This is a genomic window from Cognatundibacterium aquatile (genome assembly GCF_014699135.1).
Classification (GTDB): Bacteria; Pseudomonadota; Gammaproteobacteria; order Burkholderiales; family Burkholderiaceae_D; genus Undibacterium; species Undibacterium aquatile.
Genome location: NZ_JACOFT010000002.1, coordinates 491,641 through 516,885, shown reverse-complemented (window position 1 = coordinate 516,885; position 25,245 = coordinate 491,641). Strand labels below are relative to the sequence as shown.

Here is a 25,245-nt window from a genome sequence, read left to right as displayed (position 1 = left end):
AGTAGCGGGTTTCTTATGAGTTCTTTGCATCAACAGCGACTTTTGGCATTAGACGGCCTGCGGGCAGTGTCGATCTTGCTGGTGCTGGTATCACACGCATGGCTGGGGCACATCGTCCCCGGCGGTTTAGGCGTCACGATTTTTTTCTTTATCAGTGGTTTTATCATTACCCGCCTGATGATTTCAGAGTGGGATAAGACGGGCACGATCAGCATTAAAAAGTTTTATATACGGCGCTTTTTCCGGCTGATGCCGGCATTGATTGTATTTGTTGTTCTCTCACTCATCACGATGCAGTTAGCTCATGTTAACTGGACATGGACAGAGCTGAGTTCGGTATTTTTTTATTTTGCGAATTATTTCGGCATCTTTATCGGCTTCAGTGGTGAAGTATTGCCGCCGCCTTTATCGATCACATGGTCACTGGCGGTCGAAGAACATTTCTATATGATCTTCCCGGTATTTTTTCTCGCTGTGATTGCTGTGCCCAAGCGGTTTTATCGTATCGCGATTTGTTTGTTGATTGGCGTGCTGCTCTGGCGCATCTATCTGGTCTATGGTGTCGGGCTCGACAATCTGCCGCATTACCGCATTTACAAAGCCACCGATACCCGCGCAGATTCAATTGTGTACGGCACCTGTTTTGCGTTTTTACTCGCACGGACAGAGTGGGCCTTAGAATTTTTCAGTCAAAAAAAAGTGATTCTGGCTGGTGCAATGTTGATGCTGTTTTCGTTGCTGTTCCGCGATGAAAACTTCCGCGAAAGCTTTCGTTATTCGATACAGGGTATCGCTTTGATGTGCCTATTCCCGGCGCTGGTGTTGAATACCACCATTGCCAGCCGCATCCTGAGCACGCCGGTATTTGTGTACATCGGGCGCGTCAGTTATTCGCTTTACCTGTATCACTGGCTGGTCTTCGGCATCATTACCATGTGGCTGCCCAATCTCAGTTTTGCAGTGAAATTTCCTTTGATGATCGTGCTCTCGTTCATTCTTGCAGACTTGTCGTGCCGCTGGGTGGAAACTCCTTTTCTACGTTTGGGGCGCCGGTTTGCACATTAAGAAACGGAATCCTGATTTGATTCTGAATCAGGATTCTCTTTGTCCTGATTCAGTCTGCGCGTGGCCGAGGTAACGGCAACCAGCGCAAAGATAAAGAAAACGTTCTGAAAACCAAACCCGCGGAACAAGCTGCTTTCCGTAAAATTCGTGACCACCACAACGAGCAGCATCGCGCTCCAGAATGCTGCCTGTATTCTGTCTTTATGTGACAGAAGAACCAGCATTCTGACCTGCACCAGCAAGGTTAATATGCAGAGCGCCAGTCCTATCAGCCCTTGTTCATTCAATATATCGAGATAGCCGTTGTGCGATTGCAGCGGAATCCAGTTCAGCGCATCAATCACGAATTGCGAGAGACTGTCTGGCCCCAACCAGAAAGCGCCATAGCCCAGGCCAAGCACCCAGTGTCGCTCAATTTCCAGCCAGACCAAGTCCCAGATATCAGTGCGGCCAGTCAGATCCGAGCCTTTGCCGAAAATACCTGCAATCGGCGCAGAGACTTCGGGCCAGGTCGGAAAGCGTGATTCCTGCATATAAAAAATATAGATCCCAACCAGAATCACACACAGCAAGCTCAGCAGCACGCGCGTAATCGAATAATCAGAACTTAAACGGCGCTTTCTCAGTAAATGAAAAATACCGCTGGTCGAAAGTGTGATGATCATGCTGGTCGAACTTTTACTCATCACCAGCATAAAAAAGCTGAACATAATCACGAATAACAGCAGCTTGAAATCCACTTTTTCCAGGCAGGCTTTTACTTGCCATAACAAGATCGCCATTGCGGCGACCTGGCCCAATTCATTTTTTTGCGAGAGTGCGCCACGCCACGCACCGCCCAACTCATAATCGATACCTATGCTCGGCACGGCCACCGCCATCACCAGCGAGAGCGCCAGCATGCTCATCAGGGTATAAATTAAACAGTTCACAATCAGATGCAAAGGGCGCGGTGCAAGCTGTATGCTGAGACCGATCAGGACAATGCCGTAAAGTTGTATTGCCCGTTTGAATGTGACGGCTGGTAAGGGCGACCAGATACTCGACAGCACGCACCAGATCAGTACCAGCACCAGAAAAGGATTCAAAGCACGCAGGTCTTTCAACACCTCCGGCAGATGTTTTGATATGACGAACAAGGCAACCAGAAACAGACTGCCCCATTCTAATTTTGTCGTCAGCGAGCCTTCCATCGTCAAGGAAGATGTGCCAACATAATCCCAGGAAATACCGTAAGGCAGCAAAGAAAAGACCGCAAATAAGACCACCATTGCTCTGATGAGCAGGATTTCATAGTCTTGCATGAGCTTAAATTGTTCTGAAACCGGCGGAATTGTCATTGACTCATATCTTTGTCATTTGTTTGTGCGATATTCTAATGTCTTGCTCTGTTGTCGCGATTTATTTCATGAACTATTTTCTGCATTTGGCCAAACACGCCTGGCGCTCACTGACTTTTCAGTTAACACTGGCGCTTGCCGTATTTTCTATTCAGGCAAGTCCTGTCTTTGCCGCAGATGCAGAGTGGTTTCCGTTCAGCGTGAATGAAGATCAGCTCTCTGCGGTGACGGATTTCAGTGCGATGAATAATCCGCTGACGCACAGCGATCGTTTGTTTGTGAAACAGGCGCACTTTTATCGCATCGGTGCCGACAACAAAATCAATACCGCAGATGATCAGCGCATACGCCTGTTCGGTATCAGCCTCAGCGGTGCTGCGAATTTTCCACCGGAAGAAGATGCCCCGAAAATCGCAAGGCGTTTGCGGCGTCTGGGTTTTAACGCAGTCAGACTACATCATCTCGATTCTGTGCTGAGCGATAGCGACGTACAGCCGCAGGGCATATTAAACAGCGGTGCGTTTCCCAGCTTTAATCCGGTTGCTTTGCAGCGCTTGCACACCCTGATCGAAGCGCTCAGGCAAGAAGGCATATACGTTAATCTGAATCTGCATGTCGGCTATACCTTTCGTTATGCAGTTGACCGGCTGACGCCGATGTTGCCGGGTGAAACCATGCCTTACGCGAGCCACCCGCTGCACGTATTCGAACCGCGCATGATCGCGTTGCAAGTCGAATATGCGCAGCAGTTGATCCGGCGTTTGCAGCTCAATGATGACCCCGCGCTGGCCATGATAGAAATTAATAACGAATCCTCGCTGGCAGGCGCCTGGCAGCGCAAGGAACTCGATGGTTTATCCGGCGAATACGAACGTTTGTTGCAGCAACAATGGCAGCACTGGATTACGCGCCAGCATGGCAGTCTGAAGCAGGCATGCGAACTCTGGCGCAGTTGCGGTCTCACCAAACAAGGTGCCTTACTCGTCAAAAGTGATGAGGCGCGTGTTCTGGCGCATGGCGAAGGCTGGTTTGCGCGGTTTAAATATTTTTTACAACGTGTTGCCAGCAAATTAGGCTGGTCTTCGTCTGCGTTCTTTGAGCAAGAGTATGAAATTCATGAGCAGGGTGCCGGTCGTCGCGTTCTGGATTTCACCCGCTTTCTGGTCGAAATGGACAAGCAATATCTGGCGACGATGCGCAAAGCGATACGCGCAGAAGTGGGCCCGAATCTGCCGCTGACCGGCACGCAAGTGTACTTTGGCGGCTTGCTCAATACCGATGCTCAGCAAGAGATGGATTACGTCGATGAACATTTTTATGTCGATCATTACGATTTTCCGCATCAGGCCTGGGACAGAAATGACTGGCGCATCCGCGATCATTCCGCCTTGCGTGAAGGCTGGGAACCCTTGTTGAAAAGGGCGTTTTATCGCGATGCCAGAAAACCATTTGTGGTCAGCGAATTTAATCAGGCGTATCCGAATCGCCAAAGCGCAGAAATTATTCCCGTCATGACCGCGATCGCCAGTGCGCAGGATTGGGACGGATTATTTTTCTTTCACTACGCCGACGGCAATAGCTGGCAAGCCTTGCCGGACAGCTTTGGCCTCAGCGGGCAGAGCGGGCAACTCGCCACCGTGGGCATGTCTGCCGCCATGTTTCGCTATTTTCAGATTCCGGTGTTGCGCGAACAGTTACGCATTCCCATCAGTGCAGAACAGCGGCAACTGTTTGGGGCACTGGGCGATGGCGTCTCGTCTGCGGCGTACACCGATTATTTGAAAAGCAAGCGCAACATCGATATCAAAGACGCTTTTTCCAAACGCATTACCGTCAGCGATGCGCCGGATAACAATGAGCAAGCATCGTTGTCAAAAGAAGAAACGCAAGCATCGTCAACGGATAATTCAGCCGTTTGGTCTGCCGCTGGTGGCGCTATGCAGTTCCATCCTGATGGCCCGAATTTGCGCGTCACGACGCCCTATAGCGGCCTGTTTGCCGGGTTTGGTGTGGCAACGGATAAGCCTGTCGCAGAACAATGGATGTCGCCCGTGTTTGCCAAAAATACGCGGCAGTTTGGTGTGATGCTGGCGATGAGCAGAGATGGCAAGCCTTTAAGTACATCGCGCCGTGTCTTGCTGAGTCTGAGCGGAGCAACGATGGGCAGCCAGCCGGACGAGACTCCCACCCGACCCAAGAAACTGGTGCCGTATGCTGGTGATCATCAATGGTGGACGCTGGAGCCGGACAGCCGCAATGCAGGCAAACCCTCAGGCCCGCGCGACGCAATCGGCCCGGTCTGGCAGGAAAAGATTGCAGCGACCATTTTCTATCCGACCAAAGCACATAAAATTCAGATTTACCCACTCGACGGTCAGAGCCAGCGCCTGAGCGCGATTGCGGCAAGCGACATCAGCCGTGTCGCTGGTGGCTTTCAGATCACGCTGGATAAACCGACGGTTTGGTATGAGGTGTTGATTGAGGGGCGGTGATGTCGTACTCTTTGGCAGACGATTAAAGCGAAGCTAAATCGTCCCGTTGCACCACAATTCATTGTGTTTGCTTTACAAGCTCAATGGTGACGGTGTCTTTGCTGGTTGACCCCGCTGTATATCCAATAAAAGCCACAATAATGACATTGATAAGTGTGCCAACCGGGAAAATTGGAATCATAAAAACCCACGGTAGTTCAAAGAGCATTAGATACATTCCTGCAAATGAGTTATCACCGCTAGGGTTGATGATCGTTGCATAGGCTACGATAAGCGCAGCACAAATAAGCCAGATCAATACAAATCTGAGTACATACTGCACGGCTTTCTTGGCTGGATTGGGGGGCTCAGTGATAGTCGTAACCTTGAATTGCCAATGTTCTTGCGAATTTGCAAGGCTTTTTGCTTTATCTTTCCACTCAACACGAGCTCTCGAAAATTGTTTAGCTGTTGCTAGTGCAGGAAATTGGCAGCGAGAGCATCTGTCTGCATTCTCGTGATTAGTTTCGTCACATATCGCGCACTTCCATGAGTAATTCTGCATACGAGTTGTGGCCTAATGAATGATTTAATTTGCAAAAGTGAAGATTAACTCTGAATGTCAAAAAAGATAATTTTCGTCAAATTTCGTGAAAGCTCCATGGAGCTTTGCTGTATTGGTTTATATCGAATATATCTCCAACCTGATTAAACGGAGAAAAACATCGCTCCTCCGGCGACGGCAACATTCCTGTATTCGGCCTGTCTGTTTAAGCACGGCTACCGCCTTTAAAAACCATCATGTTGATAAAAAAAGGGGAGTATATGCAGTTTTTGCTATATTCTCAGCGTATTCATTGGGCTTTTAAAAATACTCCCCCCAGTATATTTTGGCCATTAACAGGCAAAAAACGGATGAAACCGGTGCTATTGCCAAACTGCGCGGCTTTTCGGGCAGGTGCGCGGACAGTGGATTGACAAGCGCAGGCGTACTCAGAGTGTTGCCTCGACCATGCGCCTGATCTTTGTTGCTTTTTCAAAGTGATCTAGTTTGTTTTCCAGTATCCACCACCTTGCTGCCTCCATGAGCAGTTCGGGGTCGTCGTTTTTGTTGGCAAAGAAAGCATAAAAAGACAGGCCAACATTGTCGCCTTTACTCTCGATCTTTTCATCACAGACTTTGATGATCTTTCTTTTCAGTGTGTCTCTCATGTGCTCAATATTTCTGCGTGTGTTTGGCTGGCCGGGATAACCGTGAATAGATCGACGTTAACATGCTTATGTGAAATTGACAACGCAGCCCGCGCCGATTCAAAAGACTGACATGCATTACTTGCTGTTATTTCGTTGACCGCACGATCTTCAGCCCTAAAAATACCGTGATATGAAATCAGCTTGCCGCATTATGAGAAATCCTGTTTCGGCGCATCAATCTGCTTTCTCATTTTAAGAAAAACACTTCCGCATCGCGAAATTAAAAAGTTAAGCTATTGATTTTAAACAGTTAAATATCTGTTTTCTGTCTTATATAAGACATTGTTGCTGCGCAAAAAAACTCCTATGATTTATATCAATAGAAATCGAATTTAATTGATCAGCAGGGGATAGTATGAGTACACGCGAACAGCAAATCGATGCTTTACAGGCAGACTGGGATGCCAATCCACGTTGGCAAGGCATTAAACGCAATTACACGGCAGCGGATGTGGTGCGGCTGCGCGGGTCGGTGCAGGTGGAGCACACGCTGGCGAAAAACGGCGCGCTCAAATTGTGGGATCTGCTGCACCGTGAGCCGTTTATTCATGCACTCGGCGCGATGACAGGCAATCAGGCGATGCAGCAGGTAAAGGCGGGTCTGAAAGCGATTTATCTGTCTGGCTGGCAGGTGGCGGGCGACGCGAATGTCGCTGGCGAAATGTATCCGGATCAATCGCTGTATCCGGCCAATTCTGTGCCGCTGGTGGTGAAGCGCATCAATAACACCCTGACGCGCGCCGACCAGATTCAGTGGGCGGAAGGGAAAGACGAAATTGATTATTTCGCGCCCATCGTTGCCGATGCGGAAGCCGGTTTTGGCGGCGTGCTGAATGCGTTTGAATTGATGAAGGCGATGATCGATGCTGGCGCGGCTGGGGTGCATTTTGAAGATCAGCTGGCGTCGGTGAAAAAATGCGGTCACATGGGTGGCAAAGTCCTGGTGCCGACGCGCGAAGCGCTTGAAAAGCTGAATGCAGCGCGTCTGGCAGCGGATGTGATGGGCGTACCGACGCTGATACTGGCGCGCACCGATGCAGAAGCTGCCGATTTATTGACATCGGATATCGACCCCAACGACCAAACCTTTTGCACCGGCGAGCGCACGGTGGAAGGTTTCTACAAGACCCGGCCTGGACTGCAACAGGCGATTTCCCGTGGTCTGGCGTATGCAGAATATGCTGATTTGATCTGGTGCGAAACCGGCAAACCCGATCTGGCTTTTGCGCGGGCGTTTGCCGAGGCGATACACGCGAAATTCCCCGGCAAATTACTCGCGTATAACTGCTCGCCTTCGTTTAACTGGAAGAAAAATCTGGACGACATCACGATTGCCAAGTTTCAAAAAGAACTGGGTGCGATGGGTTATAAATTTCAGTTCATCACGCTGGCCGGATTCCATGCGCTGAATTACGGCATGTTCCATCTGGCGCATGGTTATGCGCGCCGCCACATGTCTGCCTTTGTTGAATTGCAGGAGCAGGAATTTGCTGCCGCCGCCAGAGGTTTTACTGCGGTGAAACACCAGCGCGAAGTGGGAACGGGTTATTTCGATGCAGTGACGCAGGCGATACAACAAGGGCAGTCGTCAACCACCGCTTTGCATGGCTCGACTGAAAATGAGCAGTTTTTGGAGCCGCTGAAACAGATCGCCTGATTCATTACGATAAAAGCTGAGGGCGATAAAATCCGGAAAATCTCAGGCTTGCATGAAAAAAGACCGCGCTGCTTGTGATGCGCGGTCTTTTTCTTTGTGATGTTTGATCAGGACTGGCGTCGCAGCGCTTGCTGTGCGCGGCGTTCGCGTAACAGGATGCCGATATATTTTGAGCCCTGTGTTGTGTAGCGCTGCCACAAGCGGCGCGGTTCGCTGGCGAGACGCCAGAACCATTCCATGCCAATTTTTTGCATCCACAAGGGCGCACGTTTTTTCTGGCCGAGCGCAAACTCCATCGCCGCACCGACGCACAGCAACAGCGGGGCGTTGCGGCTGGTTTGCTCGCGGCGATAGCGGAAGGCGAAGTATTCCTGTTTCGGCATACCAAGGCAGATGAATACGATATTCGGTTGCGCCTGCTGTATCAGGTCAATCGCGGTATCAGCTTCGCTACCATCCGGTGTGAATTGCATCGATGGGCAGAAGATCGAGACTTGTAATCTCGGGTAGGTTTGCGCGAATGCCTGCAGCAGCATATCTTCCTGACCCGGCATGCCGCCGACGACAAAGATGGACATGTTTTTTTCAACGCAGCCCTTGCATAAAGAGACAAACAAATCAGCGCCGGTCACGCGCTCTGGCAGCGGGTTTGCCGACATTTTGCTGGCCCAGACGACAGGCATACCATCGGCAAAAATATAATCGGAGGTTGAATACACCTGTTTAAATTCAGGCTGACTGTCGAGCCGTACCACGTGATCAACATTCGGTGTGACCACCACCCGCGCTGGATGCTGGCGATCGGCGGCAACGTCTAACAAATGCTGATTTGCCTCTGCAAAAGACATATTGTGGATGTTGAGCCCGAACAGGCGTGTGCAGGAATTGCCGATGTGGGATTGCGATGCGGTGTTTGTCATAGTGCTGAGCCTGAAAAGATGGCCTGATTATCTCAGAACTCTGGTGTTTTGCCGCGTTATCGCGGGTGAAAAACATGAGCGAAAGGGTAAAATAAGTTTTCCTCCATTTTGCGGACAGATGATGCAACACAGAACCAGAATAAAAATTTGCGGGCTGACTAATCTTGCCGACGTAAACACGGTCGTTGCCAGCGGTGCCGATGCGCTGGGATTTGTGTTTTACCCGCCCAGTCCGCGCTATGTTGAGCCTGATGTGGCGGCGACTTTGTTGCAGGCGTTGCCGCCGTTTGTGGTTTCGGTGGGTTTGTTTGTGAATGTGACTGAACAGGATTTGCAGGCCACGGTAAAAAAAGTGCCGCTGCAGCTGTTGCAATTTCATGGCGACGAAACACCGCAGCAGTGCGCTGCGCTGGCGGCCAGTGTGCAGCGTCCGTTTATCAAAGCTTTTCGCGTCAGACCTGACACGAGCGCAGATGATTTGTTAGAATGTGAGCGTTCATATCGTGACGCAAGTCCTTTATTTAACGGTTTGCTGCTGGATACTTTCGTCGAAAGTTACGGTGGTAGTGGAAAGGTTTTTGATTGGTCTCTCATCCCAAAAGAGCTCGCGCCTCGGGTCGTTTTAAGTGGTGGCTTGAGCGTTCAAAATGTGACTGGCGCAGTTAGTCAGGTGCGTCCGTTCGCGGTCGATATCAGCAGTGGTGTCGAGTTATCGAAAGGGCGCAAGGATGAAGTCAAGGTGCAGGCGTTTATCGCGGCTGTGTATCGAGCTGACAAATCAAGCTGATAAGTCAGTTTGAAAACGCAGCCTGATATACGGCTGATATGCGACTGACAATAAGCCCGAAAAATGGCTGATCAATAATCTGTAAGCGCATTGCTGATGCAGCAATGTGGCAAAACTACTAAAGAGTCCGGCGCTTCCGTTAATACGACGTGTTAACGCAGAAACAGCGCCGGCCTCAGCAAAGGAATGATATGACACATAAAGTCCCCGGTTCTGCTAGTGCCGAATATCCAGACGTCGCCCATCAGGCGATTTACCAATCTTCCGATTACCATTTACCCGATCAGCGCGGTCATTTCGGCCCGTATGGCGGTACTTTCGTTTCCGAAACGCTGACGCATGCCTTGAATGAGCTCAAGGATGCTTACGCCAAATACCATAACGACCCGGATTTCATTGAAGAATTCCGCAAAGAGCTGAAATATTTTGTCGGTCGTCCATCGCCTGTGTATCACGCCAAACGCTGGTCTGATCTGATGGGTGGCGCGCAGATTTACTTCAAACGCGAAGACCTGAACCATACCGGCGCGCATAAAATCAATAACGTGATTGGCCAGGCCTTGCTTGCCAAGCGTATGGGAAAACCGCGCGTGATCGCCGAAACCGGTGCCGGCCAGCATGGTGTGGCGACTGCCACGATCTGCGCCCGCTTTGGCCTCGAATGTGTGGTGTATATGGGCTCGGAAGATGTGAAGCGGCAGGCGCAGAATGTCTATCGCATGAAGTTGCTGGGGGCAACGGTGGTGCCGGTGGAATCCGGTTCCAAAACCCTGAAAGATGCGCTGAATGAAGCGATGCGCGACTGGGTTGCGAATGTCGATAACACGTTTTACATCATCGGCACGGTGGCTGGCCCGCATCCTTATCCTATGATGGTGCGCGATTTCCAATCGGTGATTGGTGAAGAATGCCTGTGGCAAATGCCGGAGCAAACCGGGCGTCAGCCTGATTATGTGGTGGCATGCGTCGGTGGCGGCTCGAATGCGATGGGGATTTTTTATCCTTACATTGATCAGAAAGGCACAAAGCTGATCGGTGTTGAAGCGGCGGGCGAGGGCGTTGACACCGGTAAGCATTCCGCTTCGCTGACGGCAGGTTCGCCTGGCGTATTGCATGGCAACCGCACGTATTTGTTGCAGGATGAGAATGGTCAGGTCATCGAAACCCATTCGGTTTCCGCTGGATTGGATTATCCGGGCGTCGGCCCTGAACACGCATGGTTAAAAGATAGCGGTCGCGCTGAGTATGTGACGATTACGGACGACGAAGCATTAAAAGCGTTCCACGATTGTTGCCGCATCGAGGGCATCATTCCGGCGCTGGAATCGAGTCATGCGCTGGCGTATGGCGCGAAACTGGCGGCAACGTTGCCGAAAGATCAGATCGTGCTGGTGAATTTGTCAGGACGCGGCGATAAAGACATGCATACCGTGGCTGAACGTGCGGGGCTGAAGTTTTAACAGATTGTCTTTGTCATCAGGGTGCAAACCGGGTGCAAAAAAGGCTGAAATAAGGCCATAAACAAGGTTGAAATCAGATACTCCCCCATGAATTTTGGTTTTCCCGCTTGAAGTCAGCATAAATAAAGGGCTTCAGGATATACCCGGGGGAGTATCTGGATGCCTGATTTGAGTGCCCGGAGTACCTGATCTTTTGTCCGGGCGGCATTGCTGGTCAGTATTGTCATCACGTGGTGTTGCCGTTCACTTTCTTACTTAATACTATGTCAAAAATTCAAGCTACTCTCGCCGCGCTCGCGGCGCAGCAAAAAAAAGGTCTGATTCCATTTATTACTGCCGGTGATCCGGCGCCTGCTATGACCGTGCCGCTGATGCATGCGCTGGTCGAGGGCGGTGCCGACATCATCGAGCTGGGTGTGCCGTTTTCTGATCCTATGGCAGATGGCCCGGTGATTCAGCGTGCTTCTGAGCGGGCGCTGCAATTTGGAATTGGCTTGCGTGATGTATTACAATTCGTCCGCGAATTTCGCCTGAGCAATCAGACAACCCCGGTGGTGCTGATGGGATATGCCAATCCTATCGAACGTATGGGGCAGGATGCCTTCATTGCGCAGGCTGCCGAAGCCGGTGTCGATGGCGTGCTGGTGGTGGATTATCCGCCCGAAGAATGTGAAGACTTTGCCGCCAGAATGCAGCAACAAGGCATGGATACGATTTTCCTGCTGGCACCGACGTCAACCGATGAACGCATCGCGCTGGTGGGTAAAATTGCCAGTGGCTATGTGTATTATGTGTCCCTGAAAGGGGTGACTGGTTCCGGCAATCTGGATCTGGATGCGGTGGCAGAGATGATTCCGCGCATCAAGAAACACGTCAAAGTACCGGTGGGCGTTGGTTTCGGTATCCGTGATGGAGCGACCGCCAGAGCGATTGCCTCGGTCTCGGATGCCGTGGTGATCGGTTCGCGTATCATCCAGGAATTAGAGAATACGCCGCATGAAAACGGTGTTGCCGCAGTAAAAAGTTTTATTTCTGGTGTCAGACAGGCCTTGGACGAGTAAAATACGCGCCGAACGTACCTGAAAGTACACCATGGTTCCTGTATCAGAATGAACCAGATGCCGGTTTGCAGCGATTGCAGACTGGCTGTTACGAGGAGAAAACATGAGTTGGTTAGAAAAATTGTTACCACCGCGCATACAGCGCTCGGAATCTGCAAATCGCAAATCTATCCCCGAAGGTCTGTGGGTGAAATGCCCTTCCTGCGAGGCAGTGCTGTACAGATCAGATCTGGAAGCCAATGTTCATGTCTGTCCTAAATGTAGCCATCACATGCGTATCGGCGCACGTGAACGTCTCGATTCCCTGCTGGATGCCGGCGGTCGTTACGAAATCGGTCAGGAAGTCTTGCCTGTCGATACTCTGAAATTCAAAGATAGTAAGAAATACCCGGATCGTCTGAAAGACGCGCTCGAAACGACGGGTGAAACCGATGCGATGGTCGTTATGGGTGGTTCGATTATGTCGATTCCCGTTGTCACCGCTTGTTTTGAATTCCAGTTCATGGGCGGCTCTATGGGCTCCGTTGTCGGCGAGCGCTTTGTGCGTGGTGCGCAGGCAGCCTTAGAGCAAAAAGTGCCATTTATCTGCGTGACAGCCACTGGTGGCGCGCGTATGCAGGAAGGTTTGCTGTCGCTGATGCAGATGGCGAAAACAACTTCGATGCTGACAAAATTATCTGAAAAGCGTTTGCCTTTCATTTCTGTGCTGACTGACCCGACGATGGGCGGCGTTTCCGCTTCGTTTGCCTTCCTCGGTGACGTCGTGATCGCTGAGCCAAAAGCGCTGATCGGTTTTGCTGGCCCGCGTGTGATTGAAAATACCGTGCGCGAAAAATTGCCTGAAGGTTTCCAGCGTGCGGAATTCCTGCTGCAAAAAGGCGCGATCGATATGATCGTTGACCGCCGTAAAATGCGCGAGGAAATCGCTCGTTTGCTCGCGTTGCTGCAAAATCAGTCGGCCGATGCTGTTGCTTAATTAATTTAAATTTTCTCTATAAGCCCGACATCATGTTGTTCGGGCTTTTTTTATCCTATGTCCAATTTGCCTGCGAGCTTGCCTGAATGGCTGGCTTTACTCGAAACGCGCCACTCCAAAGAAATCGATATGGGGTTGGAGCGCGTTGCGTCCGTTAAAAAACGTCTGGGTTTGCAGTTTTCCTGCCCGGTCATTATGGTCGGCGGTACCAACGGTAAAGGCTCCACTTGCGCGATGCTGGAAGCGGTGTATCTGCAGGCGGGTTATCGCGTCGGTTTATACAGTAAGCCACATTTTCTGGATTTCAACGAGCGCGCCCGGATCAATGGTGAAAACGTCGATGACGCCAGTCTGATTAAGGCTTTCACCGCCGTTGAAAACGCCCGCGAATCGACCTCGCTGACCTATTTTGAATTTACCACGCTGGCGATTTGCCAGTTACTCGCCGAAGCGCCGCTGGATGTGGTGATACTGGAAGTCGGTCTGGGCGGACGTCTGGACGCGGTGAATGTGATCGATGCCGATGTCGCGATTGTTACCAGTGTTGATATTGATCACACCGATTATCTGGGCGATACGCGGGAAAAAATCGGCTTTGAAAAAGCGGGTATTTTCCGTCCCGGTAAAGCAGCGATTTGCAGCGATCCGGTACCGCCGCAGTCCTTAATCGATCATGCGAATGCGATTGGCGCTGATTTGTGGCTGTTCGGTCGTGACTTTAATTACGCTGGCGATAAGCAACAATGGAATTTTGGCGGTCGTACCCAGCGTCGCAACTCTCTTGGTTATCCCAGCTTGCGTGGCGCGAATCAGTTGTTGAACGCATCCGGTGTGCTCGCGGCGTTAGAGGTGTTGCGCAATGAATTGCCGGTCGGGGCGCAGGAAGTGCGTACCGGGTTGGTGATGGTGGAATTGCCCGGTCGTTTCCAGGTGATGCCGGGGCGTCCGGCGGTGGTGCTGGATGTGGCGCATAATCCGCACGCAGCGGCAACGCTGTCGCAAAATCTCGATAACATGGGCTTTCACGCCTACACCTATGCCGTGTTCGGCTCCATGCTGGATAAGGATATCGACGGTGTGATCGCGCAATTGAAAGATAAAGTCGATCACTGGTACGTGACTGGCTTACCTTTGCCGCGCGCTGCGACTGCTGCACAATTGAAACAAAAATTGCTGGATGCCGCCGGTGTGTTAAGTGACCCTGAAAAAACCATCGTCGCTTTTGAATCGCCGGAAGCTGCCTATGCAGAAGCCATCAGCAAGGCGGGTGAAAATGATAGAATAGTGGTCTTCGGTTCTTTCCTGACGGTCGCCGGTGCAATGCGCGCCAGAAGGACTGCACTGCATTGATGTGATTTTGTCGGTTTGCTCCGGATTTTCCGGGCAAACAACACTAACTAACCAGATTATTTGCACATGGGTTTGCTCTCGCGCTTTAAACAGAAGCAAGAAACTTCCGACAGTCAGGACAGCGGTGAATTCCGTTCCCGTTCTGAGGAGGACAGTGTTCAGTCCCGGGCTCGCAGTAAAAAGACAGAGAGTGCCCGTAAAAATAAGATCAACGACCCGATACTTCCGGAAAAAAAACGTGCACGTCGCCGTCTGATCGGCGCGATGGCATTGGCGCTGGCGGCGATTATCGGTTTGCCTATGATTCTGGATTCCGAGCCTAAACCGCTGGCCGACGACGTTAACATCCGTATTCCTGCAAAAGATAAAGTGACAGATATCGCTGCGAATCAGGTCGCTGAGCCAGTGGCGCCGCGTAAATCGGCTGTCACCAACAGTGATGCTGTAGAAGAAATCATTGAACCTGTCAGCAATGCGAAAAGCAAGCCTGCGGCAGATGTCGTCAGCAAGGTCGCGCCAGCGAAAACCGATGTGGCGACGGTAATTGCCAAATCCGACAAGCCAGCCGGTGCAGAGCCACGGCCCGAGCGCAAAGTCGAAGCAAAAACGGAAGTTAAGCCAGAAACGAAGTCAGAAACCAAGTCAGAATCCAAGCTGGAAAGTAAGCCAGAATCTAAGCCAGAATCTAAGCCAGAATCTAAGCCCGTAGCGAAACCGGCAGACAAAGATGTGGCGAAAGCTGAACATAAAGCAGAGCCTAAGCCTGAACGTAAAGCCGATACCAAACCGGAACCAAAAGCTGAAACCAAACTCGTGAAAACGAATGGCAATGATGATGATGCCGCACGTGCATTAGCGATACTCGAAGGCAAGGCACCACCCAAAGTAGCGAAACCTGAAGCCGCTGATAAATCCTCCTTCGTCGTGCAGGTCGCGGTCTTGTCCACCCAGGAAAAAGTGGATGAATTGCAGGCCAAGCTCAAGAGCGGTGGCATCAAATCTTATACACAAAAGGTACCAACCGCCTCTGGCGATAAAACCCGTATTCGCATAGGTCCGTTTGAATCCAGAGACGAAGCAGAAAAAGTGCGCGCCAAGCTGACGAAATTAGGTTTAAGTGGTTCGCTGGTGCCGAACTAAGCGGGGCGAGGATCTTGACTCTGTTTGACTACGTCGTGCTGGTGATATTGATTTCCTCGATTGTGATCAGCACGATGCGTGGATTAATCAAGGAAATTTTGTCATTGGTCAGCTGGGTCGTCGCTTTTGTGGTCGCCAATGCATACAGTGAAACGCTGGCAGGGTGGTTGCCCGCAGTGTTTCCGGGTCAGATTATTCGGCTGATCGTGGCTTTTCTGGTTTTGTTCATCGGCGTGCGCCTGCTGATGGCGCTGGTGATGATGGCGGTGGACGCGGTCATTAAAGCCAGCGGCTTATCGCTGGCGGACCGTGGACTCGGTGGTTTATTTGGTCTGGCACGCGGTTGTGTGCTGGTGTTGGCGGCAGTGCTGGTGTGCGGGATGACAAGTATGCCGCAGCAGGCATTCTGGAAAGATGCCTTGTTCAGCCCACTGGCAGAAACTGCGGCTCGTACGGTGATCCCGTTTCTGCCTGCGTCGGTTTCAGACCATGTCCGGTTTTAATTTGTCTTTTTAGGAGTCCACCATGTGTGGCATCGTAGGTGTAGTTTCAAATAGTCCTGTCAATCAGCTCATTTATGACGCATTGCTGTTACTCCAGCATCGCGGTCAGGATGCGGCTGGTATTGCCACCAACCACGGCAATAAATTTGCCATGCACAAAGCGAATGGCCTGGTGCGCGACGTTTTCCGTACCCGCAACATGCGGTCTTTGCCGGGGAATGTCGGTATTGGTCAGGTGCGTTATCCGACCGCTGGTTCGACCAGTGAAGAAGAGGCGCAACCGTTTTATGTCAACGCGCCGTTTGGTATCGTGCTGGCACATAACGGCAATCTGACGAATGCGGTTGAACTGAAAATCGAATTATTCAAAAATGACCGCCGTCATCTGAATACCGATTCCGATTCGGAAGTGTTACTCAACATTCTTGCGCATCAGATTCAGGAAGTGACCAGCGGTTATTCACTCGACCCTGAAGGTTTGTTCCGCGCGGTGTCCATGTTGCATCGCCGGGTGCGTGGTTCGTATGCTGTCGTGGCGCAAATTTCCGGCTACGGCTTGCTGGCTTTCCGCGACCCGCACGGCATCCGTCCTTTGTGCCTCGGTATTTCTGAAAATGCCGGTGGCACCGAATACATGATCGCCAGCGAATCGGTGGCGCTCGAAGGCTTGGGCTTTAAGTTTGTGCGCGATGTCGAGCCTGGCGAAGCCTTGTTCATCGACCTCGATGGCAAGCTGTATCAGCAGCAATGTGCGGATAATCCCAGCCTCAATCCATGCGCGTTCGAATACGTGTATCTGGCGCGTCCGGACTCCATCATTGACGGTGCGTCGGTTTATCTGACCCGCCTGAAAATGGGTGAATATCTGGCGGAAAAAGTCCGCAAGCAATTCAACCTCGGCGACATTGATGTTGTGATGCCGATTCCCGATTCTTCGCGTCCATCGGCGATGGAGCTGGCGGAAAAACTGAATCTCGATTATCGCGAAGGCTTCATCAAAAATCGCTACATCGGCCGTACTTTCATGATGCCGGGGCAGGCGGTGCGCCGTAAATCTGTGCGTCAGAAACTCAATGCGATCAGTTCCGAATTCAAAGGCAAGAGCGTGTTGCTGGTGGATGATTCCATCGTGCGCGGCACGACCAGCCGTGAGATCGTGCAGATGGCGCGTGAATCCGGCGCGAAGCGCGTGATCTTTGCATCCGCTGCGCCACCGGTGCAATTCCCTAACGTCTATGGTATCGATATGCCGACCCGCAGCGAACTGATTGCCTTTGGTCGTTCCGAAGAAGAAGTCTGCCGTGAAATTACGGCGGATGCGCTGGTGTATCAGGATGTGGATGCGATGAAACGTTCTATCTCTGACGTGAATCCTTTGCTGAAAAACATTGAAGCATCTTGTTTTGACGGTTTTTATATCACGGGCGACGTGACACCGGCTTATCTCGATAAACTGGAAGCGGCACGCAACAGCCCGCGTCCGGACACGGAAGATTTGCTGCGTTCGCAACTCAATCTGAATCTGGCGGCGCGCGCAGACTGATCATCTGTTTTCATCGTTGTGCCGTTTCAAAAAAGCCCGCCCGGGTGTTTCCGGCGGGCTTTTTTAATGGGATTTATCGGCTTTTCAGGGGAGTATGTGTCAAAAATGCCTTTATCTCCTTATAAATAAAGGGCGTGTAAATATACTGGGGGGAGTATATTTTTGCCGGAAAACGCTAAAAAATGTGCTTCTGTATGCTTGCCGTGCGTTTGTCAGTTGCTGTTGGCGGAGGCGGGGCGGGGTGTGAAATTCGCTCCGGCACATTGCTTACGTATCGCAAAGTATCAGTGTCGGCGTTGGTGTTTCAATTCCATACAAAACTGGCCCGGCTGCGGGTGGCGTGCGAGGCGGTATAAAAATACAATGATCCCATCTGGTCAGTGTCTTGCGCAGCGTTGTGTCCTGATTTTTTTGCTGACCTTGTTGCCTATTTTGTTGCCGACCTCGTATATCCCGTTTTGCGCCCATTTACGCTCATTCACGCCCATTTTTGACATCATGCTGATACCTTTCCGTTTTTCTCCTGTTGCAATCGCGGTCGCTGCTGCTGTTGCGTCTATCGCATCGGTTGCATCTGTTCCTTCGGCTTATGCGCAAACAGAGGTAGTCAAGCCCGCCAGTGCTGAGGAAGCGGCAAAAATACCAAGCGTGCCACCGTCCAGAAAAGCGGATGCGCCGTCCAAAGAGAATGTGCAGAAAGTGACGATCAGCGGTGGACGCTCTGATATCGATGAGCGTCGCCAATCCACGGCGGCAAAGCTGATTTTTGGCCGTGAAGAGCTCGACAGGAATGGCGACACCAATATCGGCGACGTCCTGAAACGTTTGCCCGGCGTCACGATAGGCGGACGTCCCGGGCGTGGTGGCGATATCCGCATGCGCGGCATGGGCAATGGCTATACGCAGATACTGATCAACGGTGAACGTGCGCCGCGCGGTTTTTCCATGGATTCATTGACGCCGGATCAGGTGGAGCGGATCGAGATCGTTCGTGGTGCGGTGGCTGAATTCAGTACGCAGGCGATTGCTGGCACGATTAACATCGTTTTGCGTGAAGAATATAAGCAGAAAACAACCGATCTGAAATTTTCGCTCGGTTCAGAGCAGGGGCGGCTGGCACCGAATCTCTCGATCACCATGCCGGGTGAAATCGGGAATCTCAGTTACGCTTTCAGCGGCTCAGTTTTCCAGAATCGTCAGCATGATGAGAGCACAACCTACACCACTGAAAAAGACGTGAACGGGCAAGATGCTTTAATGCAGAATCAAGCTGATCAGACCAACCGGCAAACCACCGGTATCAATCTGGCGCCGCGCTTAAACTACCGTTTTGAGAATGGCGACACGCTGATGTTGCAACCGTTTTTAATGCACTCACGCAGCGATTCTGATAGTCGCAGTGAAGTTGATCAGCTATTCCGTTCTGATACCTACAGAGGAACGACGCCGTACGTGCTGGCAAATGCAAATGCGCACGCGGAAACCTCTTTTTTACGTGGATTCGGTAACTGGCAGCATCGCTTTGAAAATAATGCCAAGCTCACTGTGCGTTTTGGTGGCGGCTTGGGAAAAATGGATAATTCTTCCACCCGCACGCAGTTTGACACCATGGGTAAGCAAATTGATCTGATTACCGATGTCAACAATACCCGCGATAGCAGCCTCAATACCGGCGGCAAATACATGCTGCCATACGGTGAAGGGCATACGCTGGCAGCCGGTTGGGATATGGAATTCGGCAGACGCGAACAGACGCGCGTGTCTTTGGATAATGGCCTGCCGCAATTTGCTGAGTCTGGCGACAATCTCGATGCGCGCACCCGCCGTCTTGCTGCTTTTGTTCAGGATGAATTTGATATCAATCCGCAGTTTGCTGCGTATGCCGGTTTGCGTTGGGAAGGCATCCACACATCAAGCACGACCGCCAAAGGCGTAGTGACGAATGACAGCACCGTGGTGAGCCCGATTTTACAAGGCGTCTGGCGCATTCCGGATTCAAAAGATCAGATCCGTCTCGGTTTCAGCAGCACCTATCGCGCACCGGCATTGAATGATCTGATTGCCTTGCCCAGCATCTCAAATCTGAATACGCCGACACGCCCTGATCGCACCGGTAACCCGAATCTGAAGCCTGAATTATCGAAAGGCATCGATCTGGCTTTCGAACATTATCTGAGCCGCGCCGGTATCGTCAGTGCCAATCTGTTTGTGCGGAATATTGATGATCTGATTCGCCGCACCACCGAACAAGTGGTGACAGCACAGGAAACGCGCTGGGTGTCGTCACCGAAAAATATCGGGCATGCTGTCACCAAGGGAATAGAACTCGAAGCGAAATTCCAGTTGCAGGAATTTTTCCCGGACGCACCGTCGGTCGATTTCCGCAGTAATTACAGCCGTTTCTGGTCTAAAGTCGATGATATTCTGGGTTCCAATAACCGCCTCGATCAACAGCCGACCCAGACCGCGAATTTTGGCGTCGATTATCGTCTTAGTGGCGTGCCGCTGACGCTGGGCGGTAATGTTAACTGGACGCCAGCGTATTACACCCAGACCACGAATGCGCAGTTAAATTACACCGGCATCAAACGCCAGCTGGATTTGTATGCGCTGTGGAAGTTCAATCCGAACCTGCAAATACGTTTGTCAGCGAATAATCTGACGGCGAACGATTCCATCAGTAATAGTCTGGTGACAACCGGTGGCATTAATCATATTGATTACAATGATGCCAAGACCTATAAAACCCTGACTTTGCGCGTCGAGATGAAGATTTAATTTGCCCGGGTATTTGCGTCATCAGGCGGGAATGCGCATATATTTTGCATTGCAGCAGTTTGCGTAAGCTGAGAGTACAATAAGACGATGATTACATCGGATGCTTCTTGTTACGCTGGCTGAATATTATGTCCATTCTTACTCTCAATGCTGATTTACACAGTCACTCCACAATATCGGACGGCGTGCTGACGCCTGCCGCCTTGGCCGAAAGAGCGAAAGCGAATGGCGTTGATGTCTGGGCGCTGACGGATCACGATGAAGTCAGCGGCGTGGCTGCTGCTCGTGCAGCGGCACACGAGCTTGATATGGGCTTTATTTCGGGCGTTGAAATTTCCATCACCTGGGCTGGCAAGACCATCCATATCGTTGGCTTGAATATCGACGAAAATAACCCGGATTTAATTGCCGGGCTGGCAAAGACGCGTTCAGGACGTGAGCGCCGGGCGCAGGATATGGCCGCCGATCTGGCGAGTAAAGTCGGCATTACTGGTAGCTTTGAAGGGGCGCTGAAATATGTTGGTAATCCGGATCTGATTTCCCGTTCGCATTTTGCCCGTTATCTGGTGGAAATTGGTGCTGCGCCTTCGGTTTCTGATGTGTTTAAGCTCTATCTGGCTGAAGGCAAGCCGGGTTATGTGCCACATCGCTGGGCGACGCTGGCAGAAGCCGTCAGCTGGATACGCGGCGCGGGCGGTGCTGCAGTCGTCGCACATCCGGGGCGTTATGATCTGAGCCCGCTTGCATTCGATAGTTTTTTCCGCGAATTTAAGGAATATGGCGGCATTGCGATTGAAACGGTGACTGGCAGTCATACCGTAGATCAGTATGATGAATACACCAAAATTGCAAATCAATATGGCTTTCTGGTATCGCGCGGTTCAGACTTCCATTCTCCGGAAGATGCGGAAGTGGATATCGGTAAACTGCCTTTGCTGCCGAAATTTTCCAAACCGGTATGGGAAAACTGGCTGAGCGCTTGAAATTGACAATATTGCCTATATCTTCCAAAAAGATTAACTTCTTTCCCCTGGCTGGAGATTCTGTATGAAACGTATCGTCTTATTTTTGCTGACTAATCTGGCGGTGATGGCCGTGATGTCGGTCGTGTTGTCTGCATTGGGCGTCAATCGCTATCTGACGGCAAACGGCCTGAATATGGGCATGCTGATGGTGTTTTCTCTAGTGGTTGGTTTCACCGGTGCGATTTTCTCGCTGTTGATCAGTAAGCCGATGGCAAAGTGGTCAACTGGTGCCCGCGTCATTGATGCGCCGTCTTCTTCAACTGAATTGTGGCTGGTGAATACCGTGAAAGCGCTGGCTGACAGAGCTGGTATTGCGATGCCTGAAGTTGCTATTTACGACGGCGAGCCCAATGCGTTTGCAACTGGCGCATTTAAAAACTCGGCTTTGGTTGCGGTGTCGACAGGCTTGTTGGAAGGAATGACAAAAGAAGAGGTTGAGGCTGTTCTTGGTCATGAAATCGCCCACGTTGCCAATGGCGACATGGTGACGATGACGTTGATACAAGGCGTGGTGAATACCTTTGTGGTCTTTTTGGCGCGCGTGGTCGGTTACGCGATTGACAAAGCCGTGTTCCGCAACAGCGATGACGACAGGCCAGGTATTGGTTATATGATTACCGTCTTTGTTTGCGAAATTATTTTCGGTATCGCCGCATCCATGATTGTGGCCTGGTTCTCGCGTCAGCGTGAATTCCGTGCAGATGCAGGCTCAGCGCAATTGTTAGGAAATCGCCAGCCTATGATTCATGCCTTAGCGCGCCTCGGAGGTATGGAGCCGGGCGAGTTGCCAAAGTCGATTGCTGCTGCGGGTATCAGTGATAAACCGGGATGGGGTGCTTTATTTTCCTCACATCCTCCGATGGAACAACGTATCGCTGCGTTGCAAAATCTGAAATAATGTTGCACTTATTTATATAGCGGTAGCGGTTGCTACCGCTTTCTTCTTTTTTATGACCCAATTTTTCCAGATTCATCCAGAAAACCCGCAATTGCGTTTGATTAAACAATCGGTGGAAGTGGTGGAGAAGGGCGGCATTGTCGCTATTCCTACCGATTCATGTTATGCGCTGGTATGTCGCCTTGACGATAAAGACGCGGTGACGCGTTTGCGGCGCATCCGTGGTGTCGACGAAAAGCATCACCTGACCTTGTTATGCCGTGATTTGTCTGAAATCGCCTTGTATGCAAAAGTCGATAACCAGCAATACCGCTTGCTAAAAGCGGCTACCCCGGGGCCGTACACGATGATATTGGAGGCGACTAAAGAAGTGCCGCGGCGTCTGAGTCACCCGTCCCGTAAAACCATAGGTTTGCGTGTGCCGGAAAACAATATCACGCAGGCTTTGCTGAAAGAGTTGGGACAACCTTTGCTGGCAACGACGCTGATTTTGCCAGACGAGGACGAACCATTGACTGATCCTGAGCTGATCCGTGAAAAGCTGGATAAAATGGTTGATCTTGTGATTGACGGCGGTGCATGTAGTCTGTCGCCAACCACGGTGATTGATATGACAGGCGAGATGCCGGAATTGGTCAGACAGGGCAGAGGCGATGCCAGCCTGTTTGGTTTGTAATTTTCATTCACGCGAACGCAGATGTAAGCTGAGTGACAGAATATTTAAAAGACTTCCATGAATGAATTAATACAGACGGTACTGATTTACGCTTTGCCCGTGATCTTCGCGATCACCTTGCATGAGGCCGCGCACGGCTATGCCGCCAAATATTTTGGTGATACGACTGCTTTTAGTCAAGGGCGTCTGAGTCTGAATCCCCTGGTGCATATCGATCCCATCGGCACCATCCTGATCCCGGTTGTTTTGTATTTTGCGACCGGCGGATCATTTTTGTTTGGTTACGCCAAACCGGTGCCTGTAAATTTTTCGCGTCTGAAAAATCCTAAGCGGGATATGGCTTGGGTGGCTTTGGCAGGTCCGGCAGCCAACTTTGCGATGGCATTTGCCTGGATGTTGTTCGGTGCGGTATTGCAGGCGGCAGATATCGATGAAGCCTATTTCAATAGCATGGCTAAAGCGGGTTTGCTGACGAATCTTGTGATGATGGCGTTCAATCTGTTTCCTGTTCCACCTTTGGATGGTGGCCGGATTTTGGTCAGTTTATTGCCTTACAAACTTGCCTATAAATTTGCTCAGATTGAACCCTATGGCTTTTTTATCGTCATGGGACTGGTCGTTTTACATGTGCTGCAATTCTGGATGTTGCCGGTGATGGTGTTGACAAGCAGCTTCTTGTCGATATTACTTACGCCGTTTTCTTTCCTATTGGGTTTGTGAGTTGATCGAAGCCGTGCCTATGTCGAATTCCATGCTCGCAGAGCCATCACACTGGGTCAAAAGATTTGCATCGCTGATTCCTGCAGGTGAGGTGCTTGATCTGGCCTGCGGCGGCGGCAGAAATTCCCGGTTTTTACTGGCTGATGGCTTTACCGTTACCTGCCTCGACAGGGACGACAGCTCTTTTGCTGATCTGGCGTCACGCGGAGCTAAAACTATTTGGCATGATCTGGAGCCTGATGCCGAAGAATGCGACTGGCCGTTTCCTCCAGCGTGTTTTGCGGCAATAGTCGTCTGCAATTATCTGCACCGCCCCTTGTTTCCTCGCTTGCTGGAGAGCTTGCAGCAAGGCGGATTGCTGATCTATGAAACCTTTGCAATGGGGAATGAGCAATTTGGAAAACCATCTAGCCCGCGTTTTCTTTTGCAAGCCGGAGAACTGCTGCGGCAAGTACATGCAAACCCAGAATCGTGTATGCATGTGATCGCGTATGAAGAAGGTTTTATTGCCGAACCAAAGCCTGCGATGGTGCAGCGTATATGCGCCAGAAAAGCAGTTGGATCTGCACCGGAAGATAAGCTCCCGTTTTAGTTGAATGAGGATGAAATCTAATTCCATCTATTTGCGCCCCGACTGTCGGTCTATCCGCTACAATCAGGGTTTTACTTTTTTCTTGCACTAACATGACAAAGATACAGGGTAGTCTGGTCGCGATTGTGACCCCTATGCATGAGGATGGCAGTCTTGATTTGCCATGCCTGCGCAAATTGATTGACTGGCATATTGCTGAAGGCACCGATGGTATCGTCATCGTCGGTACGACCGGTGAGTCGCCGACTGTCTCTGTTGAAGAGCATTGCGAACTGATCCGTGTCGCTGTAGAGCACACGAATAAACGTATTCCTATCATTGCCGGTTCTGGCGGTAATTCGACCGCAGAAGCGATAGAGTTGACCCGATTCGCGAAAGACATCGGTGCTGACGCCTCGTTGCAGGTGGTGCCGTACTACAACCGCCCAACGCAAGAAGGCATGTATCAGCATTTTAAGAAAATTGCCGAGTCGGTTGATATTCCGGTGATTTTGTATAACGTTCCGGGCCGTACGGTTGCCGATATGTCGAATGACACGATTTTGCGACTGGCACAAATTCCAGGCATTATCGGCGTCAAAGATGCTACTGGTAATATTGGTCGTGGAACGGATCTGATTCGTCTCGCACCGTCTGATTTTGCTGTGTATTCAGGCGATGATCCGACAGCAATGGCGTTGATGTTCTGCGGTGGTAAAGGCAATATTTCTGTGACTGCCAACGTCGCGCCGAAAGCAATGAGCGAGTTGTGTGCTGCTGCGATGCGGGGCGACATTCAAGGAGCGATTGCGATTAACAATCGTATGCTGCCGTTGCATAATAAGTTATTTGTTGAACCGAATCCACTGCCAGTAAAGTGGGCGATGGTTGAAATGGGATTGATTCCTGCCGGCATCAGATTGCCTCTGGTACCGATGGCCGCCCCATATCATGAAGTGGTTCGGGCAGCTTTGCGCGAGTCAGGTGTATTACAATAAGCACCATTCTGAGCGGGTCAGTGACAGACCCGCTTGCTCCACGTAGTTTTTG

At 51.0% G+C, this 25,245-nt stretch carries 22 protein-coding genes; 18 read left to right on the top strand and 4 right to left on the bottom strand.

Features of this window, described 5'->3' with window-relative positions; all coding sequences use genetic code 11:
* The first annotated feature begins 15 nt into the window (after positions 1-15).
* Positions 16-1,065 (top strand): acyltransferase family protein, encoded by a 1,050-nt coding sequence (locus tag H8K26_RS06620; RefSeq protein WP_190478256.1) that lies wholly within the window; start codon positions 16-18, stop codon positions 1,063-1,065.
* Here the strand turns inward: H8K26_RS06620 and H8K26_RS06615 are convergent.
* Positions 1,062-2,405, bottom strand: coding sequence for an O-antigen ligase family protein (locus H8K26_RS06615; RefSeq protein ID WP_190478254.1), 1,344 nt, complete (start codon positions 2,403-2,405; stop codon positions 1,062-1,064). The two genes, H8K26_RS06620 and H8K26_RS06615, sit on opposite strands and share 4 nt — an antisense overlap.
* Before the next feature lie 68 nt (positions 2,406-2,473).
* On the opposite strand from H8K26_RS06615, the gene H8K26_RS06610 reads away from it, so the two are divergent.
* Complete coding sequence (locus H8K26_RS06610; RefSeq protein ID WP_190478252.1) at positions 2,474-4,897, top strand: cellulase family glycosylhydrolase; 2,424 nt, start codon at positions 2,474-2,476, stop codon at positions 4,895-4,897.
* 58 nt (positions 4,898-4,955) lie between these two features.
* Here H8K26_RS06610 and H8K26_RS06605 read toward each other — a convergent pair whose 3' ends face one another.
* Entirely contained in the window at positions 4,956-5,441 is a 486-nt protein-coding gene (locus H8K26_RS06605; RefSeq protein WP_190478250.1) for a hypothetical protein, read from the bottom strand.
* 428 nt (positions 5,442-5,869) lie between these two features.
* On the bottom strand, positions 5,870-6,088 hold the full coding sequence (locus H8K26_RS06600; protein ID WP_186897474.1) for a DUF6500 family protein: 219 nt from the start codon (positions 6,086-6,088) through the stop codon (positions 5,870-5,872).
* Between the two features lie 397 nt (positions 6,089-6,485).
* Between H8K26_RS06600 and aceA the strand changes: the two genes are divergently transcribed.
* Positions 6,486-7,787 (top strand): isocitrate lyase, encoded by a 1,302-nt coding sequence (gene aceA, locus H8K26_RS06595; RefSeq protein ID WP_190478248.1) that lies wholly within the window; start codon positions 6,486-6,488, stop codon positions 7,785-7,787.
* Positions 7,788-7,894: 107 nt separating this feature from the next.
* On the opposite strand, the gene H8K26_RS06590 is transcribed toward aceA, so the two are convergent.
* A complete protein-coding gene (locus H8K26_RS06590) occupies positions 7,895-8,707 on the bottom strand; it encodes a WecB/TagA/CpsF family glycosyltransferase (protein ID WP_223826877.1) in 813 nt (270 codons plus the stop codon).
* A 121-nt stretch (positions 8,708-8,828) separates the two neighbouring features.
* Between H8K26_RS06590 and H8K26_RS06585 the strand changes: the two genes are divergently transcribed.
* From H8K26_RS06585 to dapA, 15 genes are all read left to right on the top strand, one after another.
* On the top strand, positions 8,829-9,494 hold the full coding sequence (locus H8K26_RS06585; protein ID WP_190478820.1) for a phosphoribosylanthranilate isomerase: 666 nt from the start codon (positions 8,829-8,831) through the stop codon (positions 9,492-9,494).
* Between the two features lie 191 nt (positions 9,495-9,685).
* Positions 9,686-10,954 (top strand): tryptophan synthase subunit beta, encoded by a 1,269-nt coding sequence (gene trpB, locus H8K26_RS06580; protein WP_190478246.1) that lies wholly within the window; start codon positions 9,686-9,688, stop codon positions 10,952-10,954.
* A gap of 263 nt (positions 10,955-11,217) precedes the next feature.
* Complete coding sequence (trpA, locus tag H8K26_RS06575; protein ID WP_190478244.1) at positions 11,218-12,015, top strand: tryptophan synthase subunit alpha; 798 nt, start codon at positions 11,218-11,220, stop codon at positions 12,013-12,015.
* Positions 12,016-12,118: 103 nt separating this feature from the next.
* Positions 12,119-12,991: an acetyl-CoA carboxylase, carboxyltransferase subunit beta gene (gene accD, locus H8K26_RS06570; RefSeq protein ID WP_186897470.1), complete on the top strand. Its 873-nt coding sequence runs from the start codon at positions 12,119-12,121 to the stop codon at positions 12,989-12,991.
* Between the two features lie 57 nt (positions 12,992-13,048).
* A complete protein-coding gene (gene folC / locus H8K26_RS06565; protein ID WP_190478242.1) occupies positions 13,049-14,341 on the top strand; it encodes a bifunctional tetrahydrofolate synthase/dihydrofolate synthase in 1,293 nt (430 codons plus the stop codon).
* A gap of 66 nt (positions 14,342-14,407) precedes the next feature.
* On the top strand, positions 14,408-15,481 hold the full coding sequence (locus H8K26_RS06560) for an SPOR domain-containing protein (protein ID WP_190478240.1): 1,074 nt from the start codon (positions 14,408-14,410) through the stop codon (positions 15,479-15,481).
* Between the two features lie 14 nt (positions 15,482-15,495).
* Entirely contained in the window at positions 15,496-15,984 is a 489-nt protein-coding gene (locus H8K26_RS06555) for a CvpA family protein (RefSeq protein ID WP_186883454.1), read from the top strand.
* A gap of 22 nt (positions 15,985-16,006) precedes the next feature.
* Positions 16,007-17,527, top strand: a complete 1,521-nt coding sequence (purF, locus tag H8K26_RS06550) for an amidophosphoribosyltransferase (RefSeq protein ID WP_186883453.1) — start codon at positions 16,007-16,009, stop codon at positions 17,525-17,527.
* 363 nt (positions 17,528-17,890) lie between these two features.
* Complete coding sequence (locus H8K26_RS06545) at positions 17,891-20,305, top strand: TonB-dependent receptor plug domain-containing protein (protein WP_223826876.1); 2,415 nt, start codon at positions 17,891-17,893, stop codon at positions 20,303-20,305.
* 128 nt (positions 20,306-20,433) lie between these two features.
* Positions 20,434-21,288: a 3',5'-nucleoside bisphosphate phosphatase gene (locus H8K26_RS06540; RefSeq protein WP_186883451.1), complete on the top strand. Its 855-nt coding sequence runs from the start codon at positions 20,434-20,436 to the stop codon at positions 21,286-21,288.
* A gap of 64 nt (positions 21,289-21,352) precedes the next feature.
* On the top strand, positions 21,353-22,228 hold the full coding sequence (gene htpX, locus H8K26_RS06535) for a protease HtpX (RefSeq protein WP_190478238.1): 876 nt from the start codon (positions 21,353-21,355) through the stop codon (positions 22,226-22,228).
* A gap of 52 nt (positions 22,229-22,280) precedes the next feature.
* Positions 22,281-22,904: an L-threonylcarbamoyladenylate synthase gene (locus H8K26_RS06530; protein ID WP_190478236.1), complete on the top strand. Its 624-nt coding sequence runs from the start codon at positions 22,281-22,283 to the stop codon at positions 22,902-22,904.
* A gap of 57 nt (positions 22,905-22,961) precedes the next feature.
* The gene (locus tag H8K26_RS06525) at positions 22,962-23,624 is read left to right on the top strand and encodes a site-2 protease family protein (protein WP_190478234.1); all 663 of its coding nucleotides are present in this window, start codon (positions 22,962-22,964) and stop codon (positions 23,622-23,624) included.
* A gap of 19 nt (positions 23,625-23,643) precedes the next feature.
* Positions 23,644-24,216 carry a class I SAM-dependent methyltransferase gene (locus H8K26_RS06520; protein WP_190478232.1) on the top strand — a complete coding sequence of 191 codons (573 nt, stop codon included), beginning with the start codon at positions 23,644-23,646 and terminating at the stop codon, positions 24,214-24,216.
* A 92-nt stretch (positions 24,217-24,308) separates the two neighbouring features.
* Positions 24,309-25,193: a 4-hydroxy-tetrahydrodipicolinate synthase gene (dapA, locus tag H8K26_RS06515; RefSeq protein ID WP_186883446.1), complete on the top strand. Its 885-nt coding sequence runs from the start codon at positions 24,309-24,311 to the stop codon at positions 25,191-25,193.
* Positions 25,194-25,245: the final 52 nt, after the last annotated feature.